The sequence below is a fragment of the Persicitalea jodogahamensis genome, assembly GCF_014651615.1.
Taxonomy (GTDB): Bacteria; Bacteroidota; Bacteroidia; order Cytophagales; family Spirosomataceae; genus Persicitalea; species Persicitalea jodogahamensis.
This window is the reverse complement of sequence record NZ_BMXF01000002.1, coordinates 930,867-949,261: the sequence shown is the minus strand read 5'-3', so window position 1 is coordinate 949,261 and position 18,395 is coordinate 930,867. Positions and strand designations below refer to the sequence as shown.

Annotated in this window: 11 protein-coding genes; 3 read left to right on the top strand and 8 right to left on the bottom strand. The window is 51.3% G+C overall.

The genetic code is table 11. From position 1 onward, the window contains the following. Nucleotides 1-11 precede the first annotated feature (11 nt). The 3 genes from IE117_RS14180 to IE117_RS14170 all read right to left on the bottom strand — a co-directional run bounded on the left by IE117_RS14180 (nucleotide 12) and on the right by IE117_RS14170 (nucleotide 5,438). Nucleotides 12-3,329 carry a SusC/RagA family TonB-linked outer membrane protein gene (locus IE117_RS14180; protein WP_189565085.1) on the bottom strand — a complete coding sequence of 1,106 codons (3,318 nt, stop codon included), beginning with the start codon at nucleotides 3,327-3,329 and terminating at the stop codon, nucleotides 12-14. 347 nt (nucleotides 3,330-3,676) lie between these two features. After that, nucleotides 3,677-4,438, bottom strand: a complete 762-nt coding sequence (locus tag IE117_RS14175) for a patatin-like phospholipase family protein (RefSeq protein ID WP_189565084.1) — start codon at nucleotides 4,436-4,438, stop codon at nucleotides 3,677-3,679. A 157-nt stretch (nucleotides 4,439-4,595) separates the two neighbouring features. Then, nucleotides 4,596-5,438, bottom strand: a complete 843-nt coding sequence (locus IE117_RS14170; protein ID WP_189565083.1) for an MBL fold metallo-hydrolase — start codon at nucleotides 5,436-5,438, stop codon at nucleotides 4,596-4,598. 199 nt (nucleotides 5,439-5,637) lie between these two features. Between IE117_RS14170 and IE117_RS14165 the strand changes: the two genes are divergently transcribed. Further along, entirely contained in the window at nucleotides 5,638-7,938 is a 2,301-nt protein-coding gene (locus IE117_RS14165) for a GH92 family glycosyl hydrolase (protein ID WP_189565082.1), read from the top strand. 22 nt (nucleotides 7,939-7,960) lie between these two features. Here the strand turns inward: IE117_RS14165 and IE117_RS14160 are convergent, their stop codons facing one another. Next, nucleotides 7,961-9,502: a DUF1501 domain-containing protein gene (locus IE117_RS14160; RefSeq protein ID WP_189565081.1), complete on the bottom strand. Its 1,542-nt coding sequence runs from the start codon at nucleotides 9,500-9,502 to the stop codon at nucleotides 7,961-7,963. Nucleotides 9,503-9,654: 152 nt separating this feature from the next. Next, on the bottom strand, nucleotides 9,655-11,205 hold the full coding sequence (locus IE117_RS14155) for a DUF1800 domain-containing protein (protein WP_189565080.1): 1,551 nt from the start codon (nucleotides 11,203-11,205) through the stop codon (nucleotides 9,655-9,657). Between the two features lie 158 nt (nucleotides 11,206-11,363). Between IE117_RS14155 and IE117_RS14150 the strand changes: the two genes are divergently transcribed. Further along, complete coding sequence (locus tag IE117_RS14150; protein WP_189565079.1) at nucleotides 11,364-12,137, top strand: rhamnogalacturonan acetylesterase; 774 nt, start codon at nucleotides 11,364-11,366, stop codon at nucleotides 12,135-12,137. A gap of 38 nt (nucleotides 12,138-12,175) precedes the next feature. Beyond that, nucleotides 12,176-12,964, top strand: coding sequence for an acetolactate decarboxylase (gene budA / locus IE117_RS14145; RefSeq protein ID WP_189565078.1), 789 nt, complete (start codon nucleotides 12,176-12,178; stop codon nucleotides 12,962-12,964). 74 nt (nucleotides 12,965-13,038) lie between these two features. On the opposite strand, the gene IE117_RS14140 is transcribed toward budA, so the two are convergent. From IE117_RS14140 to IE117_RS14130, 3 genes are all read right to left on the bottom strand, one after another. Next, nucleotides 13,039-13,602: a Uma2 family endonuclease gene (locus IE117_RS14140; RefSeq protein WP_189565077.1), complete on the bottom strand. Its 564-nt coding sequence runs from the start codon at nucleotides 13,600-13,602 to the stop codon at nucleotides 13,039-13,041. A gap of 144 nt (nucleotides 13,603-13,746) precedes the next feature. Continuing rightward, a complete protein-coding gene (locus IE117_RS14135) occupies nucleotides 13,747-15,180 on the bottom strand; it encodes a TolC family protein (protein WP_189565076.1) in 1,434 nt (477 codons plus the stop codon). Then, complete coding sequence (locus IE117_RS14130) at nucleotides 15,173-18,376, bottom strand: efflux RND transporter permease subunit (protein ID WP_189565075.1); 3,204 nt, start codon at nucleotides 18,374-18,376, stop codon at nucleotides 15,173-15,175. The genes IE117_RS14135 and IE117_RS14130 overlap by 8 nt, the downstream gene beginning before the upstream one ends. Nucleotides 18,377-18,395: the final 19 nt, after the last annotated feature.

The window sequence follows — 18,395 nt, the reverse complement described above, 5'->3', positions numbered from 1 at the left end:
AACTGGTTTCCTTAGAACGTCAGTACCAGGTTAGCACCCAAGCGACGCGTGGTGGGTTGAGCACCCAGATCAAAGCCCTGTACATTGGAATCCGGGAAGGAGGCCAGCGTCTCGGGGTCGAAGTTAAGACCGGGCAACATGTTTGGTGCTTTCCACAGCAGATTGCGCCCCGATACAGTAAAGCGGGCACTACCGAAGGGTAGTTTGCTCAGGAAACGCTTAGGCACGGCATAGCCAACCGATACTTCACGCAGACGGATCGTCGTGGCGTCGTAAATGTTAACCTCATCCTGACCATACGCCCCGAATCCGTTGGAGAAGTGGTAGTCGAAGGAAGTGATCCCCGTAGTGTTTTTGATCGTTTGTCCATCCGCACCCAAAATCGGCTTATAATCGGTTGGGCTACCATAAACACCGGGAATCACACGCAGACCTTCGCGGTCAATGGAGTTAGCCAACTGGCCGCGCAGTAGTAGTGAAGCTGCGGTAGATGACCAAATGTCGCCCCCCTGACGCCAGTCGATTAATGCGTTTACCGTAAATCCTTTCCACGAGAACGTGTTTGTCCAGCCCAGGGTAAAGTCGGGGTTGGGGTTACCGATGATGTCCGCCGAAGGCAGGGCAAAAGGCAGCCCCGTCAGCTCATTGATCAGCAGGTTCCCCTCATCATCACGCGCATTCTGAGTACCATAAATCTGGCCGTAAGGCTGCCCCGTACGGTGAATGGTGCCCAACGCCGTAAGACCCGTGCCGCCCAGGAAAATTTCCCCCTGCGGCCCAGCATCCGTTACAGTAGATCTGATTCGGGTGAAAGCGAAATAGCTGGTCCAGCGAAAGCCGTTGCTTAGCTCTACAGGAACCAGATTGAGCCCGACTTCCCATCCTTTGTTATTGATGCTGCCCGCGTTCACAACCTTGAAATCGTAGCCCGAAGAGGAGGGGATTCGCTGCGAAACGATTTGATCCTTAGCGTCGGAATTAAAGAAAGTCAAATCCAGGCCAACGCGGTTTTTGAAGAGTTGAACCTCCACGCCTGCCTCAAATTCACTCTTGAACTCAGGACGAAGTTCAGCATTGTTGAGCGTATTGCTGGCCGTAGCGTTGTAGACGATCTGGCCGTTGGCGGCGCGATAGGCAATGCCCAGCGGATAGACGTTCTGGATACGATAAGGATCGGTATCTGATCCTACTTTACCGTAGGCGGCGCGTACCTTAAGTAAGTCCACCATAGCGGGCATTTTCAGCGCGTCTGAGATTACCAGAGAGAAAGTAGCTGCCGGATAAAAGTAGGTGCGATTATTCACGGGCAACGTTGACGACCAGTCCTTGCGGCCCGTCAAACCCACAAAAATATAATTCTTGAAGCCCAGTTGCATATCAGCATACACGCCATACAGTCGACGCAATGAACGCGAATCTTCGGCAGCTATCTGGGTTGCCGTGGCGTCCAGATTATTCAGCCCCCGCGATATGATATCCGTTCCGGTCAATACCTGCCGGGTGCGGGTACGCTGGTTGGCATTACCGCCCATCAGCAAACGAAAGGAAAAATCTTCAGAAAAATCCTTATTAATCGTTACGATGGCGTTGTAGTCCTGCTCGGTAAAGCCTAGGTTATCACGACGAACAAATCCCAGCGGTGCAGAAACCCCACCTTTGGCCTGATAGCGTTGGCGGGCATCGGTATAGGTGTTAATACCACCTTTGACCAGCACGCTAATCCAGGGAGCAATGTCATAATTCAGAGCCATGTTTCCATAGGCTCGGTTCACAGTGCTGGTCGAACGATTGTATTTTACAGACCAGAGCGGATTGTCCAAAGGACGATAGAACAGGTTTGCGCCAGTCTGTGGATTTTCGAACGGATATTCGTTCAGGTTGAAGTTACGTGGCAGGTAGAACAAGCGTCCGAAGATAGAGCCCTCGTTACCAAACCCACCGTAGTCGGTATAAAATCCGGCCCCCAGTGGAGGATTGTCGGTGGTTGTGTTCACGTAGTTGACGTTGCCACTCACCGTAATACCATTGGCCAGCAATGCATTACCGCCAAAACTAATGTTGGTACGGGAGCTTTCCTGCGTAGGTACAATACCTTTGTTTGTCATACGGGAGACAGTAGCATTCAAACTAGTCTTGTCGCCTGTCGAGCTGATATTCAGCCCGTTCTCAATAAGGCTACCCTTACGAAAGAAGCCACCTACAATGTCGTGAGGCACTAATGGAACAGCTACGCCGTTGCCGTATTCGTCACAAAGATCAGGATAGATAGCACACAAATTACTGTTATTAATACGTAGCGGGTGTGCTGCGAAACCGGCTGGATACGGCTTTCCGGCGTTAGGCCCGGCGGCATAAAAGGAAACGTCCTTCGTGTAGCGCGTCCGGCCACCGTATACTTCCTGGTTAATTTTGTCAACCTCGGCAGGAAAGGGCGAACCCCAGTTACCAATAAAGCCACCATTGTAGTTCTGGTTAGAACCCTGCATATAAACATCCTGGTAGTCAGGCAAAGCCGAAATAGATTCCTGGTTGTAGGAGGAATTCAATGTGATTTCCATTCCCTTGCGTGCTTTCTTGCTGCCCGCCTTGGTGGTAATCAGAATTACCCCGTTTACGGCCCGCGATCCGTAAAGTGCCGCTGCGGCAGCGCCTTTAAGTACCGATACTGACTCGATATTGTTAGGGTCGATGTCATAGGCCCGGTTGGAGGCACCCGTGTTGGAAGCGAAGCTGCCCGAACCACCGGCGTTTACCGAGTTGTCGAACGGAATACCGTCCACCACGAAAAGTGGCTGAGTAGAGCCCGTCAAAGAGTTGAAGCCACGAATGTTGATTTTTGTGGCCTGGCCGGGTGCTCCACCACCGCCAGTGACGTTGACGCCAGGCATCTTAGCCGATAGGGCGCGCAGTGGATCCGGCTCGGAGCGTTGTGCCATTTCGTCGCCATCCAGACCTGACACGGCATAGCCCAACCCTTTCTTTTCGCGCTGAATACCAATGGCCGTTACAACCACTTCCTGTAGGTTTTTGGTATCGGAAGCTAATTGCACATTCAATACGGAACGGTTTCCGACAACAATTTCCTGGGTGACAGTTCCGACAAAACTATAAACCAGTGTAGCATTAGACGAAGGCACATTGATGGAATAACTACCATCGGCATCGGTGTTAGTACCCGTATTGCTGCCTTTCACAACCACGGATACGCCGGGAAGTCCACTGCCGTCCTCGGCGGCAGTTATCTTACCCGTCACTTTTCTGTCTTGGGCGAACGAAGCCACCCAAGTCGAGCACACCAATACGAGGCTCAAAAGTAAATTTTTCCTCATTTACGAAATAGTTTAGGTTAAAAAATGGTAATTGTTAATGCAAATGTAGCAGTTGGAATACACAAACCAAATACTCAATAACAAATTATTTTGCCGAATATTTCATAATACACTATGCTATTCGGTAGAATATTCTTTGGAATTAAAGTGCTTTTCGTAAGTTACAAATTATTATTGTACCTTCTCATAGCTCACAAGCATAGTTTTTCTTGACATTCTCTTATTTTTTTAAGAATATCCTTTGATAAGACAACAGTATGGCTGCCGTGTATTTTTTATTGGAAATGTGCAAAAGCCGAAATCAGACGATCGCAAAAAATCAAAGAAAGGAGATTGTGGAAAAGAGATCAGGGCAATGCCAGCGCAGAGGCATCCCTAAGTACCTGACGGGCATAGCGGTAGCCCGAAACGAATAGTTCACGCGCTTTTCGAAGATCGTACACGCTATAATCACCAAGTTGCGGCGCTTCAAGCAGTAAGTTGCACTTTTCGAAACGCTCCTTTGTCTTGGCGTGAACAGCCAAAATGAGGCTGCGATATACCACTTCACGGGTATTGCGGGGCGGATGCTGTAATTTGAATGGATTACAATGTATGCCGATTATATAGTCGACCACTCCTTCCAGTGGCTCCACAGGCATGTTGCTCAGAACACCCCCATCCACCAGATGCCGCCCTTGGTATTCCATTGGGGCAAACAGCCCCGGCAGGCAACTCGACGCCAATACAGGACGCGCCAGTTCACCTTCACGGAAGTAGACTGTCTCGCCGGCAAAGATATCGGTCGCCGATACGATGAGAGGTATTTTTAAAGACTCGAACGTGTTTTCGGGAATGTATTTCCGGTATATCTCTTCCAGGCGATCCATCCGCAGCAGGCCGCTACCCGCAAAGGTGGGACGAACGTATCGAACAAAGCTGGTGCTGATGATCATTTCCAGGATTTCGTCGGGTGCATACCCGTAGGCCAGCAGCCCCCCCGTAATAGCCCCGGCGCTGGTACCACTGATAATATCAGGCCGAATGCCCTGTTCGTGCAATGCCTTCACTGCGCCCAGGTGCGAAATCCCCCGTGCGCCCCCTCCGGATAATACGAGCCCTATTTTCATAGCGGTATGTAGTTGCCTATTGGCCGATTAGTAGTAAAGTCTGGCAGCCAAATCTGAGCAATGGATATAAAAACCAACGGATACTAAACGAGGTTATGGGTCGATTGGTTATGATTGACCCGCAACTCAGCCATCCAATGCACGATGTATTTAGGATTTAAACATTTAATAAAAAATCTTCGAGCGCTCCCCTTTCCTTGATTCTGATGCCCTTCTCGTTTTTTTCTAAAATGGCTGCTTCGTATACGGGATCGTGTTCAAATATCAGAATCGCATTTTCGTCTAGTGCCCGGTTTAGTACCCGATCTTTTTCCTCCATCGTGAGCAGGGGCCTCACATCGTAAGCCATCACCCAGGGCAAGGGCACGTGCGCCGTAGATGGTATCAAATCAGCGGCGTAGATGAGCGTTTTCTCCTTATAATGAATAACGGGTAGCATCATTTGCTCCGTGTGGCCCTTTACTTTTATAAAGTCAATATGGAGAAAAGGCGAGCTATCCTCAATAAATTTTAATTGCCCCGATTCCTGAATGGGTAGAATATTTTCTTTCAAAAAAGAAGCCCTCTCGCGCGGATTGGGATCCAATGCCCATTGCCAATGATCCGCCTCAGACCAGTACGTGGCATTCGGAAAAGTGAGCTTCAACTGTTCGTCGCGTCGCACCACGGCCCCGCCCACGTGGTCGAAGTGAAGGTGCGTGAGGATCACATCCGTCACGTCTTCTGGCCGGAAGCCCGCTTCTCCGATGGATTTCGGAAGCGTTGCGTAGCCGTGCGGCTCGTAATAACTGAAAAACTTCTCACTCTGCTTGTCGCCCATGCCCGTATCGATCAGGATCAACCGGTCGCCGTCCTCGATTAACAGGCATCGCATGGCCCAGGTGCAAAGGTTGTTGGCATCGGCGGAATGCTGCTTCTGCCAAAGTACCTTTGGCACAACGCCGAACATGGCCCCGCCGTCGAGTTTAAAAAGACCGGTGTTTATTACGTGTATTTTCAAAATAGTTCGGAGTTGGGGTTTCTAGTTCGACAATAGCTTACTTGTCCTTTCTTTGCTTCAGAATACAGTTGTTAATATAGGCAACTGCTTCGCTAAAAAAGTATAATCCGTTAATCTAATCTTTCTTCTTTCAGTAAATAAGCAATTTCACAAAATCGCCATTCAATCTTTCAACGCCAAAAAATACTAGTTGTTCCCCATGCAGAAACGCACGCACCTACTTTTCGCACTCCTTTTCCTCGCTGCAATAGAAATTCACGCCCAAACTACCCCTGTTTCTTACGTCAACACGCTGATCGGTACCGAACCTGCCTCGGCGGGCAGCGCCCAGCGGCACAGCACCAGCGGTGGAGAGTTGAAGGGGCAAACCATGCCTGCTGTCAGCACGCCGTACGCCATGACGCAGTGGACACCCCAGACTCAGGCGACCGAAACCAAATGCGTAGCCCCTTACTATTTTAAAGACACCAAAATACAGGGCTTTCGGGGAACGCACTGGCTCAACGGTTCCTGCGTGCAGGATTACGGCTCGGCTACCATCATGGCCATATCGGGCGACCTGAAAACCCGCCCCCAGCAGCGGGCTTCGCGATTTAGCCACGACCAGGAAACCGCAACTCCTTCCTACTACTCCGTAGATTTGGTTGATCATAATATTAAAGCCGAAATGACTTCCACGGCCCGTTGCGGGCTGCTAAGGTTCAACTTCCAGAGCAGCGACGACCACACGATTCTGCTGGAACCTAACAGCGACGAAGGGGAAGGATTCGTGGAAATCTTGCCGGAAAAGGGCGAAATCGTGGGCTACAACCCAGTGCACCGCATTTACCAGGGGTCGGGTGAATCCGCGGGATTCAGCGGGTACTTTGTTGTGCAGTTCGACGTTCCCTTCGACAAGTACGGTACCTGGCGCGACGATGCCGTGAATGCCAACACCAACGCAGCCATCGGTAGCCAAAAGCGTGGCGAGAGCTTGGGTGCGTATGTGTCTTTTGGTAATAAGATCCAATCCGTGACCGTACGGGTTGGTACTTCTTTTACCAGCCTGGAAGCGGCCCGCCAAAATCTGGAAGCTGAAATTCCTGATTTTGATTTTGAAAAAACCAGAAAGCAGAACGAAGCCATCTGGAACCACGAGTTGGGCAAAATGGCTGCGCAAGGTACTAACGAAGAAAAAACCCTTTTTTATAGTGCGCTTTACCGCAGCAAACTCTCGCCCCGGCTTTTCTCCGACGCAGACGGTAGTTACCCGTCGTTCGCTGGCGGGACGCCCATTCGCAAAACCAATGGTACGGACTATTACTGTGATTTCAGCCTCTGGGACACTTTCCGCAGCGCCATGCCGCTACACATTCTGCTGGAACCAAAAAAAGCCGCTGATATGATGCAATCGCTGACTGTCAAGGCCGAGCAAGGCGGCTGGATGCCGATTTTTCCCTGTTGGAATAGCTATACCGCCGCCATGGTTGGCGACCATGTACTTAGTACCATGGCCGATGCCTACGCCAAAGGCGTACGAAATTTCGATGTCGAAACGGCATACAAGTACTTGCGAAAAAACGCCTTTGAGCCAAATACCGACCCGAAGAGTTACGCCGCCGGACAAGGCCGCCGGGCGTTGGACAGCTACTTAAAGTACGGCTATGTACCCCTCGAAGACAGCGTGTGGCAGGCCTTTCACAAGCGCGAACAAACGTCCCGTACGTTGGAGTATGCTTACGACGATTTCTGTCTATCTACTTTGGCGCAATCACTCGGCCAAACAAGCGACGCAGCGCTGCTCAGGAAAAGAGCGTTGAATTACAAGAATGTCATCGACCCCGGCACGGGCTACGCGCGTGGCCGCCATGCTGATGGCCGCTGGAGTGCCAACTTCGATCCTTTTGTGAACCGCGCCAGCTTCATTACCGAAGGTTCGCCGGCGCAGTACACCTTTTTTGTGCCACAAGACGTGGCCGGACTTATGCAGCACGTGGGCGGGCGCCAGGCTTTTATCAATAAACTGGATACGCTCTTCCAGCAGAATTATTACTGGCACGGTAACGAGCCCAATCACCAGATTGCCTACCTCTACCCTTACGCGGGTGAAGCCTGGAAAACGCAGCAGCAGATTCGTAAGATAATCCGGGAAGAGTATGGTCTTACACCTAACGGACTGAGTGGTAACGAGGATGGCGGACAGATGTCGGCGTGGCTGGTATTCAGCATGGCGGGGCTGTATCCGGTCTGTCCTGGTACTCCTTACTATGTGTTGGGCAGTCCGGCATTTACCGAAATGGCCCTTAATCTCGATAACGGTAAGTCTTTTAAGATTATCGCAAAAAACAACTCCCGCGACACGCCTTACATCCAGTCGGCGAAGCTGAACGGTAAGACTTTCACGAAAACCTACCTCAGCCATGAGCAGCTCACGACGGGTGGCGAACTGGTTTTGGTTATGGGAAGAACGCCGAATAAGAAATGGGGCACGGGGAAAGACGATATGCCGCCATCCTTATAGGGGCCAACTCATGTTGTCCGCCTTACTGGACGATAAGCTTTCGGGAGTATTCCGAACGCGTAGTTTGTAATTTGACTACATAGTGCGTTCGCTGGACACGGCGCAAATCCAGTACCAGTTTGTTGCTTTCCAGCAACTGCACAGGTACGGTTTGAACCCGACCCGAAAGGTCCACCAGTTCTATATTTTTCAACTCCTCTCCCACCGGCCACACCAGGCGGGCTTCGGTCGTGGCGGGATTGGGGTAGAGCGCGACTAGTTCAGAGAGGGGTTCTGCGGCGGTAATGGTTTCGCGGAAGATGGGGACCACTTCGTAGTCGCCCCCCAACATGACGCGGCGCACCGTGGCTTCGTCGACCTCAAACCAGTCACGCAGTAGGCTGGCGTACACCTGCCGAAAATCGTGCTCGATCGCGATGTTATTTTTGACCAGGTTATTCAAATCGGGGCTATTGCCGATGAACTGGGTCTTGATACCGTGCCCGAACACGAACTGCGGGGAGGCCCAGCCGTGGTCCGTGCCCGCGCTGCCATTGGAGTAGGCGCGGCGGCCAAACTCCGAAAACGTCATCCCTACCACACGGTTGTCGAGCTTACTGGTTTTAAGATCATCCAGAAACGCCTTGGTGGCTTCGCCCAACTGCGTGAGCAGATTGTTGTGCAGGATCAGTTGGTTTGCGTGGGTATCAAATCCGCCAAGGGTTACGTAATATACCTTGGTGCGCAAACCACCCTTGATCAGCCGGGAGACTACTTTGAGTTGATCAGCCAGTCGATTCCCCGCCGGGTAGTTAGCCCCGGTACTTCCTTTGGTCGCGGCAGCTTTGAGCTGGTCGGCGTAGGCTACCGACAGCGTTTGCTGGCTGCGGACAAAGTCCACGTAATCGCTGGCCAGGGCGTTGAGGTTGGCGGAAGATGGCGCGGCGGGTTTCTCCCCAATGAGCCGGGCGAAGGTATCGACGTCCTGAATCGCCAATGCCACCGACTGCTTCGGCCCCAGCAAAGCCGTGGAGGCTACGGCACTGATCTGAATTGCCAAAGGGTCCGGCATCTGAGCATTGGGATAGCCTTCGGGATAGCCCGCGTAGCGCTCTTCCAGGTACCGCCCCAGCCAACCCGAAGTGGTATCGTTGGGGGTACTATCGCCCTTGAACCAAATGTCGTTGGCCTGGAAGTGTGAGAAGCTTGGGTTTTCGTAGCCTACGTTCTCGATGATCGACAATCGGCCATCATTATACAGGTCCTGAAACCCTTTGAGCGAAGGGTGCAGTCCGGCCTGCTCACGGTAGCGGAGTTTCAGCACCTTAGCCTCTTCAATAGCGATGTTGGCCCTGATTTTTTGGTACATCCCCATTTGGTCCAACGGAATAACGGTATTCAGACCGTCGTTCCCACCGTTGAGTTGGATAACTACCAACACGCGGTCACTGGCGTCAGCGGTGGTGCCGAGGGCATTGAGGAAGGCAGACGAATCCTGACCGAAGGCCCGCGCTCCCAGCCCATTCAGGGTCCAGGGCAGCAGCGCAGTGAGCGACGAGGTTTTTAAGAATGAGCGACGTTTCATTTCTTTAATGGATAATGGAATTTTGACAATAGACAATTAACCCTATCGCTTAAAAACCAATTGCTTATTAAATATTTTATAAATAAATAGGAGCAGGAAATTTTAAGGGTTCTTGATCAACACATTGTCAATTATCCCTTATCCGTTTTCCATTAATTAAGCTGATATTCAGCCAGGCGAAGCATGTATGTCACAAACGGATTGAGGCGATTGCGGGCATCGTCTTCCAGGCCTTTGTCCTTGTATTTATTCCAAATTTCGGTCCACTCGTAGCGCGGAATTCCGTCCAGCAGAGCGTCGTCGACCAGGTTGTCGAGTTGGGCCTGTGTGGGTTCCACGGCCATGAGTAGCCCCCACATTTCGCGGACAAGTACCATCGGGTCACCGGGATTGCTACCAAAGGAAGTAACCCAGCTCAAAGTATCCACTTGCACACCGAATTGACGGGCCCCTTTTACCAAAACGTCCGTAAGGTCGCCCCGCAGACCCAATGTGGTGCCACTGATCCAGATTTTGTAATATCCTGTATCATAATACGGCCGCCAGCCGAAAACCGTCGGCTGCTCAAGTACCTCCATTTCCATAAGACGGGTACGATTCAGCAGGTTGTTGGTGAGGGCATCGTACTTGCCCCGTTCTTTCTCATGGGAGGGTGCCGGATTTTCCAAAGCGATGAAACTACCCATGATAAAATCGAGCGGCGAGCGGAGTTGGCCGCCGCGCAGCGCCGGGTCGAAGAAGTGGTCGCTGGTAAGCATCCGGCGGATGAGCGGCTTGATTTCGCGATCTTTCCGAAAACTGACGGCCATGGGTTCGATGAAATTCTTCTCGACTTCATCGCTGATTTCACCCGTAAAATACCAGCGGTAGAGCTTACGGACGAGGAAGCGGGCCGACTCGGGGTGGGTGAATAGCATATCCACCAACTCGCCCAGCTCCAATGCTCCGCCTTGGTCGCCGGAGCGGCCTTCGATGGTTGTATCCTGGAAATTCTCTGAAAAAACCTTTTTCTCCTGATCGTGAAGATTAGGATTGAAGCGCGACGAAATCACTTCGGTAAAGGCATTCCGGTAGTTTATTGCTTGCCAGCCCGTCAGTACCCGGGCGGCTTCCACCACATCGGACTCGGTGTAATAGCCGCGGCCCAGCGTGAAAAGCTCCATCAGCTCGCGCCCGTAGTTTTCGTTGGGTTTCTCCTTGGTATTTTCGGTGCCATTGAGGTAGCGGAGCATCGCCGGATCCTTAGTGATGTCGATCACGAACGTCCGGAAGTTACCCAGCGCATTCCGACGGATGGTTTCCAGATAGCGGTGCAGAAAGCGCACGTCCTGTATCGTATCGGACTCGATCACAAAATGGTTTTGCCAGAACAACGTGAGTTTTTCAGCAAAGCCGCGCGAAGGGTCCAGCATCAACCCCAACCACCATTTTTTGACTTGCGCCCGTCGTTGATTATCGAGCTGATTGCGCTTTTGCTGTTCAGTCTCGGGTGCGCCCCAGCCCAGATCGTGAAAGGTTTTGCCATCCGAATCGGTGGGTAATGGCGGAGCCGGGGCCTTCGCCAATAAGTCGAAAATTTCGGTAGCTGTTCGTCCCTTGTTCGCCTTTAATTGCGCGGGAGATGGCCCGAAAGAAGCCCGCCGCAGCAGGTGGGCAAGATCCGCCGAAGCGAGGGGTCGGGTATAGGTAGCGGTCCAGGCCATAGTCAACCTTTTGGATTACTTAACGAAATTCTGACGGCTGTTCGGATGGAAAACGCAATGCAAAGTTTAACCGGGTTTTGAAAAAAATTGCCGGACAAAAATTTTGAGTAGAAAAGTACCCAGAAGGCTTATAAAAAAGTAACAACCCTTACGTTCCAATGCCATTGAAACTGCTTTTGCTTCTTACTACCCTTGCCACGACGACTCTGCTTCGTCCTGAGCCCGCCCGCCTGTATCTGATTGGCGATTCTACCGTCAAAACCGGCTCCGGGACTGGTCAGAACGGACAATGGGGTTGGGGCAGTGTGTTGGACAAACACTTTGACACCACCCGTATGAAAATTCATAATCACGCCATCGGCGGAAGGTCGAGCCGTACTTTCGTCAGCGAAGGTCGCTGGGAGACCGTACTTTCTGAGTTGCACCCAGGCGATTTCCTGCTCATCCAGTTTGGGCACAACGATTCGAGTCCGGTAAACGACACCCTCCGGGCCAGGGGCACCATCCGGGGCATTGGCGAAGAAACCGAGGAGATCGATAATCTCATCACCAAAAAACATGAGATCGTACATTCCTATGGTTGGTACTTACGCAAGTACATCGACGAGGCCAAGGCTAAAGGTGCCATTCCCATCGTGTGTTCACCCATCCCCCGCAATCAGTGGGAGCAGGATCGGATTGTGCGTCCCGACGATAGCTACCCGCAGTGGGCACAGACCGTAGCGAAGAGTAAGGGGGCCTTTTTCATTGATCTTTATGAGCTGGTGGCCGCGCAATATGACCAAAGTACCCCCACGCAGGTCAAACAGCAATACTTTACTGCTCTTGATGACACACACACAGCCCTTGCCGGCGCCGAACTCAACGCAAAGATGGTAGTGAAGGGAATAAAGTCGCTGAAGAAATGTGGGTTAAAAAAGTACCTGCGGTAGTGCTCTCAATTTTTTATTAAAAAGGTACCCTTCCTGTTATGAAAAATCGGTCTGTCCAAAGCTACCTTTTCGGAATTATCTGCTTTATGACGGCCTGCACTTCTCCCCAAAACGCTCCCTCCCAGGAAGAGGTACTTTATCAGGTTTCGACGATCGATGCGCTGCTTGCCGGCGACTTCGATGGCGAAGTGACTTACGGCGATGTCCGAAAGCAGGGAGATTTCGGCATCGGAACATTCAATGGTCTCGACGGAGAGATGATCCAACTGGATGGGGAAGTATTCAAGATTCGCTCCGATGGAAATGTCTATCCCGTACCCGACTCCACCCGCACGCCCTTTGCGGCTGTTACATACTTTGAAGCCGACACGGTATTGTCACTCAGCGGCCCACTCAGTTTTGAAGAGCTTTTTGTCTTAATTGACAGCCTGATCTCAACCGAGAATATCTTCTATGCTATCAAGATAACCGGAGAATTCGAGTACGTGAAAGCACGCAGTGTACCCCGTCAATCCAAGCCTTATCAACCCATGATAGAAATTGTAAAAACACAACCAACATTTGAGTTTCAGAACGTTCGGGGCACTTTAATGGGCTTCCGGACACCTCCATTCATGAAGGGCTTAAATGTGCCCGGCTATCACATGCATTTCATTACCGAAGATCGTAAACGGGGTGGACACGTGTTGGCCAGCACCATCGAACAGGCTACCCTATCCATCGATTACACCTCGGCCTTCCATATGGTTCTACCCAATTCCGGTAGTTTCGGCCAAATCGATCTTACACAGGACAAGCAGGCGGAGTTGGAAAAGGTGGAGAAATAAGTAAGGCTTCCTTATTTTTAAATAATAAAACTCCTTTAATTGATTTATACCCAGCCGAATAATGAGGAGAGTTACTAAGCCTGCGGCCCGGCGAAGAGATCGTTCACGCTGATTTCAAAATCCGGTAAAACAGGCTGAGCAGAGCAAAGGTCATCCTCCGTGCAGATTTTAACATTCTTGCGGGAAGTGTAAACATACACTACCTTATTTTCAGGATAAACGTGCCAAACTACCTGTACACCGCACTTGAAGTATTCGACTAGTTTATCTTCGACTTTGATGGCGTCGTCGGTAGGTGAAACGATTTCGATGGCAAAAGCAGGAATAATCTCTTCCTCCGACGAAAGACTGTTGTCGATCTGCTCGCCGCTGAAATAAGCCAGATCGGGACGACGCATTTGAATGCCCGTTAACCATACATCCTGTTCATAGATCAACTCCCCGCCTTGCTGGTAAGCATCCGTACGGGCGAATAACCTGCTGAGCATCCTAAGAATCAGAAGGTGCCTTTGTTTCATACTTTCAAATCTAATGACTTCGCCGTCGTTCCACTCGTATTTATATCCATCATTGGGCTCCCAAATCATAAATTCTTCTATGGTTTGGGGTACTTTCTGAGTATCAATCGATGTTCTCATTGGCTTTCTTCTTGTTTTACCAAATATACTATTTTTCGTCAAGGTATTAAAATTCTGATTTGGTCCAGAACTCTCCTATATAGAATATCCCCCGACGCTTCCGCGCCGGGGGATTTATATTAAATAAAACCTTTACTAATTACCTCAATTCCAGCCCCCGCCCAGTGCCCGGTACACATTTACGGTGGCATTCATCTGCTGCATTTTTGTTTCAATCAGGTCGAAGCGCGATTCAAGCGCATCCCGTTGGGTGAGTAGCACTTCCATGTAGTCGGCGCGGGCCGAGCGAAACAGGTTGTTCGAGATCGTAATCGACTGGTTGAGCGCCTGCACTTCCTGGTACTTCAGGTCGTATGTATTTTGTAGGTTACCAATATTTGAAAGCTGGTTAACCACCTCGATGTAGGCATTTAAAACCGAACGCTCGTAACTGTAAATCGCCTGAATCTGTCGGGCGTTGGCGCTGTAATAGGTAGCTTTGATGGCGTTCTTGTTAACCAGAGGCCCCGCCAGGTCGCCCACCAGAGAGGCCAGCAGCGATTCGGGTAGTTTGGCAAGGTACACGGGATTGAAAGCCCGGATACCCAGTTCGGCATTCAGCCCAAGCGAGGGATAGAAGTTAGCCCGCGCCACTTCCACGTCGATCTTGGCGGCAGTGAGTTCCAGCTCGGCCTGCCGGATGTCGGGGCGGTTCGACAACAGTTGCGTAGGTAGTCCTGCATAGACTGCCTCGGGTACCAGTGTCTCGAAATTATCGCTGCTGCGGGCGACGTGTTGCGGGTAGCGTCCCAGCAGGAAGTTGATTTCGTTTTCCGTTTCCGTAATACGCTGCTGAATACCATATTGCAGGCTTTGGGTATTTAGTACCTGCGCCTGGAATCGCTGAACGGCTAGCTCGGTCACCTTGGCGGCATCTTTCTGCATCCGCACAATTTTCAGAGCGTTGTTTTGGATCTCGATATTGTTTTGCAAAATGGCCAGTTGCGTATCGAGCGACAACAATTCGTAATAAGAAGTGGCGATTTCGGCGACGATGTTGGTAGTCGTGAAATTCCGGCCTTCCTGGGAAGACAAATAACGGATCGCGGCGGCTTTCCTGGCGTTGCGCAATTTATGCCAGATGTCGACCTCCCAGCGGGCATACAGGTTCACCACAAAGTCAGGCAGTGGATCGGGGGTTTCCCGCCCCGGCTTGATATCGGTAGTGGCTTCGGTAGAACCCGGGTGGGTGTAGCGTGCCGCCTTCTCGACGCCCGCCCCGCCGCGCAGCCCCACAAAGGGCCGGTATTCCCCGGCTCTTGCCAGCACTTCATTCTGGGAAATGGCGATTTCCTGCAAAGCGATGTTCAGCTCCTGGTTATTGCCGAGCGCCGTGTCGATCAGAGCAGTCAGGTAGGGGTCGGTGAAATAGTTCCGCCAGCTAACCTGCCCTGAGTTGGTAGAATCCAGCGATCCGTAAAAGCTTGCCGGAACCTCTTTATTAGCCTCTCTGGTGACCAGAGCAGGTGTTTTGCAGGCCGAGACAAAGAGAACTATACCTGCTGCAATCAGGCATGTATTGATGAGTTGTTTATTCATGATTGGTGCTTATTTCAGTAATAGGGAAGGCATCTACCTGGTGAGCCCAGTTTTCGGACAACGGCTCTTCATCCTCTCCTTTAATCATCTTCCGGCCATCGGCCAAATGGGCAAATATGAAGTACAGTCCCGGGATAATGATCACACCGAAAATGGTACCGAATAGCATACCTCCCAGGGCCGAAGCCCCGATAGTACGGTTGCCAATCGCACCTGCGCCCGTGGCGATAATCAGCGGAATCAAACCAGCCACAAAGGCGAATGAAGTCATCAGGATAGGGCGGAAACGAACTTTGGCGCCTTCAATGGCAGCTTCCAGAATCGTGGCACCCTGTTGTCGCTTTTGTACGGCAAACTCTACGATCAGTACGGCATTCTTACCCAACAGACCAATCAGCATGATCAGGCCGATCTGGGCGTAAATGTTATTCTCCAGCCCCATGAGTTTGAGCATTAGAAAAGAGCCGAACACCCCAACCGGCAGGGAGAATACTACCGCCAAAGGAATGATAAAACTTTCGTACTGAGCGGCTAACACGAAGTACACGAACACCAATACGATCAGGAATACATACAGCGATTCATTACCCCGGATCGACTCATCGTAGGAAAGACCTTCGAAGGCGATGTCGTACCCTTTGGGCAGGGTCGTGGCGGCCACTTCGCGGATGGCGGCAATGGCATCCGCCGTGGTGTAGCCCTTGGCGGGTTGTCCCTGAATGGCGGCGGAGTTATAGAGGTTGAAGCGGGTGATCTCGTTGGGGCCCTGTCCTTTTTTGAGCCGCATGAACGACGAGTAAGGCACCATTTCTCCCTCATCATTTTTAACAAACAGATTCAGGATGTCGGAAGGCAATTTCCGGAAACTCGGATCGGACTGCACATAGACTTTGAAGAACTGGTTGAACTTGATGAAGCCCTGCTCGTAGGTACTACCGATCATGATGTTGAGGTTATCCATCGCTTTTCCGATCGATACGCCTTTCTGCATGGCCAGATTATTGTCAAATTCCAGTTCGTACTGCGGGTAGTTGGCAGCGAAGAAGGTGAACATACCCGCCAGTTCCGGACGTGCTTTCAGGTTATCCATGAACTGCTGGTTGATTCGGTCGAACTCGTGGTAGTCGGTATCCGTGTTTTTATCCAGCAGGCGCATGGAAAAACCACCCGAAGTACCAAAGCCCGGAATTGCGGGTGGTTCGAAAAATTCAACGACCGCCCCAAGGTTTCTGGTCTCCTCTTCCAACTCTTCCATGATTTCCTTCACATTCTGATCACGCTCCGACCAGGGCTTCAGGTTGATCAGACAGGTACCCGCGTTGGAACCACGTCCCTCGGTCATAATCTCGTAACCCGCCAGGGACGACACTGATTCTACCCCTTTGATTTCTTCGCAGATCTTCTGAAGCTTCTGAGAAACCTGATTGGTTTTTTCCAGCGTCGAACCCGGAGGAGTCTGGATAATAGCATAGATGGTACTTTGGTCTTCGTTCGGAATAAATCCGGCGGGCAGAATCTGGTTTTCGTAGAATATCCCGGCGCAGAAGGCCAATAGGATCGCAAAAGTTACGACCCGGCGGCTGACGATCATTTTCAACAAGCCCACGTACCATCCGGTCATTTTATCGAATCCGCGGTTGAAGCTGTCGAGTGCTTTGGTCAGCAGATTTTTCTTCCGCTCATGTCCGTGATGGTTTTTCAGCAACATGGCGCACAACACTGGCGTCAGCGTGAGGGCAATCAGGGCCGAAATCACAATCGAACTCGCCATGGTAATGGAGAACTGACGGTAGAAAGTACCCACCGGCCCCGACATAAACGAGATGGGCAGGAACACCGAAACCATTACGGCTGTGATCGCGATGATAGCTCCGCTGATCTCACCAAGTACTTCTTTGACGGCTCTGTAAGGTGATATATTGGGTTTTTCCTCCATCTTGGCGTGCACGGCTTCCACCACCACGATCGCGTCATCCACCACAATACCGATTGCCAGCACCAGAGCAAACAGCGTAATCAGGTTGATGGACAGGCCGAAGAACTGGATGACGAAAAACGCCCCGATGAGTGATACCGGCACCGCCAGGATAGGAATCAGCGTAGAACGCCAGTCGCCCAGGAATACGAAAACTACCAGGGCCACCAGGATAAAGGCGTCCCGCAGCGTGTGGATTACCTGTTCGATGGAAGCGTCGAGGAAGGTCGAAACGTCGTAGCTGATTTTGTAATCCACGCCCGGAGGAAAGGAGGCTTTCATCACTTCCAGCTTTTCTTTCACTTCATCAATAACGTCACTGGCGTTACTCCCGTAGTTTTGCCGAAGCACGATGGCCGCCGAAGCCTTACCGTCCAGGTTGGAATAGATATCGAAGAATTCACTACCCAGCTCAACGTGGGCTATGTCCCTCAGGTGGATGCTTTCTCCTTCGTGATTGGCCCGGACAATGATATCTTCGTATTCTTCGGGTTTGTTATAGCGACCTTTGTAGGTAAGTACATATTCCAGCGACTGGGCGGCAATACCGGAGCTCTGCCCAATCCGGCCCGGTCGGCCAATGATGCTCTGCTCTCCTATGGCATCCATCACTTCTTCTACCGAGATGTTGTAAGCCCGCATGCGGTCGGGATTGAGCCAAACCCGCATGGCATACCGCCGGCTACCCAGAATTTGGGCCCGTGCAATGCCCCTGGTCCGCTGGATTTCGGGGATCATCTTTACGGTAGCGTAGTTGAACAGGAATTTTTCGTCGATGCTTTTATCCTTGGAATACAGGTTGACGTACATCAACATACTGGGCTGAATGGGCGTAATGATTACTCCCTCGCGCTGCACCAGTTCGGGCAGTAGCGGCATGACCTGGTCCACCCGGGTCTTTACCCGGATTACCGCATCATTGGGGTCAGTGCCGGGTTCAAAAATTATCCTGAGAGTAGCTTCACCGGCGCTGGTGGCGTCCGTGGCGATATAGCGCATATCCTGAACGCCGTTGATGGCCTGTTCCAGAGTAATCAGCGTGGACTTAACGAGCACGTCGGCACTGGCACCGGGGTAGGCAATAAAAATATTGACCGTAGTGGGGGCAATATCCGGGAATTGGGAGATTGGTAAACTTCTGATCGCCAGGCCGCCCACGAAGACGATCATAACCGATATCACAATCGCGAATACGGGCCGGCGAATGAATGAACTGAACATATTTTTTGCTCTTTAAGGT

Bases quoted from the DNA above. Each gene is read 5' to 3' on its own strand.
- IE117_RS14180 (WP_189565085.1), bottom strand. From the start codon at position 3,329: ATGAGGAAAAATTTACTTTTGAGCCTCGTATTGGTGTGCTCGACTTGG.
- IE117_RS14175 (WP_189565084.1), bottom strand. From the start codon at position 4,438: ATGAAAATAGGGCTCGTATTATCCGGAGGGGGCGCACGGGGGATTTCG.
- IE117_RS14165 (WP_189565082.1), top strand. From the start codon at position 5,638: ATGCAGAAACGCACGCACCTACTTTTCGCACTCCTTTTCCTCGCTGCA.
- IE117_RS14160 (WP_189565081.1), bottom strand. From the start codon at position 9,502: ATGAAACGTCGCTCATTCTTAAAAACCTCGTCGCTCACTGCGCTGCTG.
- IE117_RS14155 (WP_189565080.1), bottom strand. From the start codon at position 11,205: ATGGCCTGGACCGCTACCTATACCCGACCCCTCGCTTCGGCGGATCTT.
- IE117_RS14150 (WP_189565079.1), top strand. From the start codon at position 11,364: ATGCCATTGAAACTGCTTTTGCTTCTTACTACCCTTGCCACGACGACT.
- budA (WP_189565078.1), top strand. From the start codon at position 12,176: ATGAAAAATCGGTCTGTCCAAAGCTACCTTTTCGGAATTATCTGCTTT.
- IE117_RS14140 (WP_189565077.1), bottom strand. From the start codon at position 13,602: ATGAGAACATCGATTGATACTCAGAAAGTACCCCAAACCATAGAAGAA.
- IE117_RS14135 (WP_189565076.1), bottom strand. From the start codon at position 15,180: ATGAATAAACAACTCATCAATACATGCCTGATTGCAGCAGGTATAGTT.
- IE117_RS14130 (WP_189565075.1), bottom strand. From the start codon at position 18,376: ATGTTCAGTTCATTCATTCGCCGGCCCGTATTCGCGATTGTGATATCG.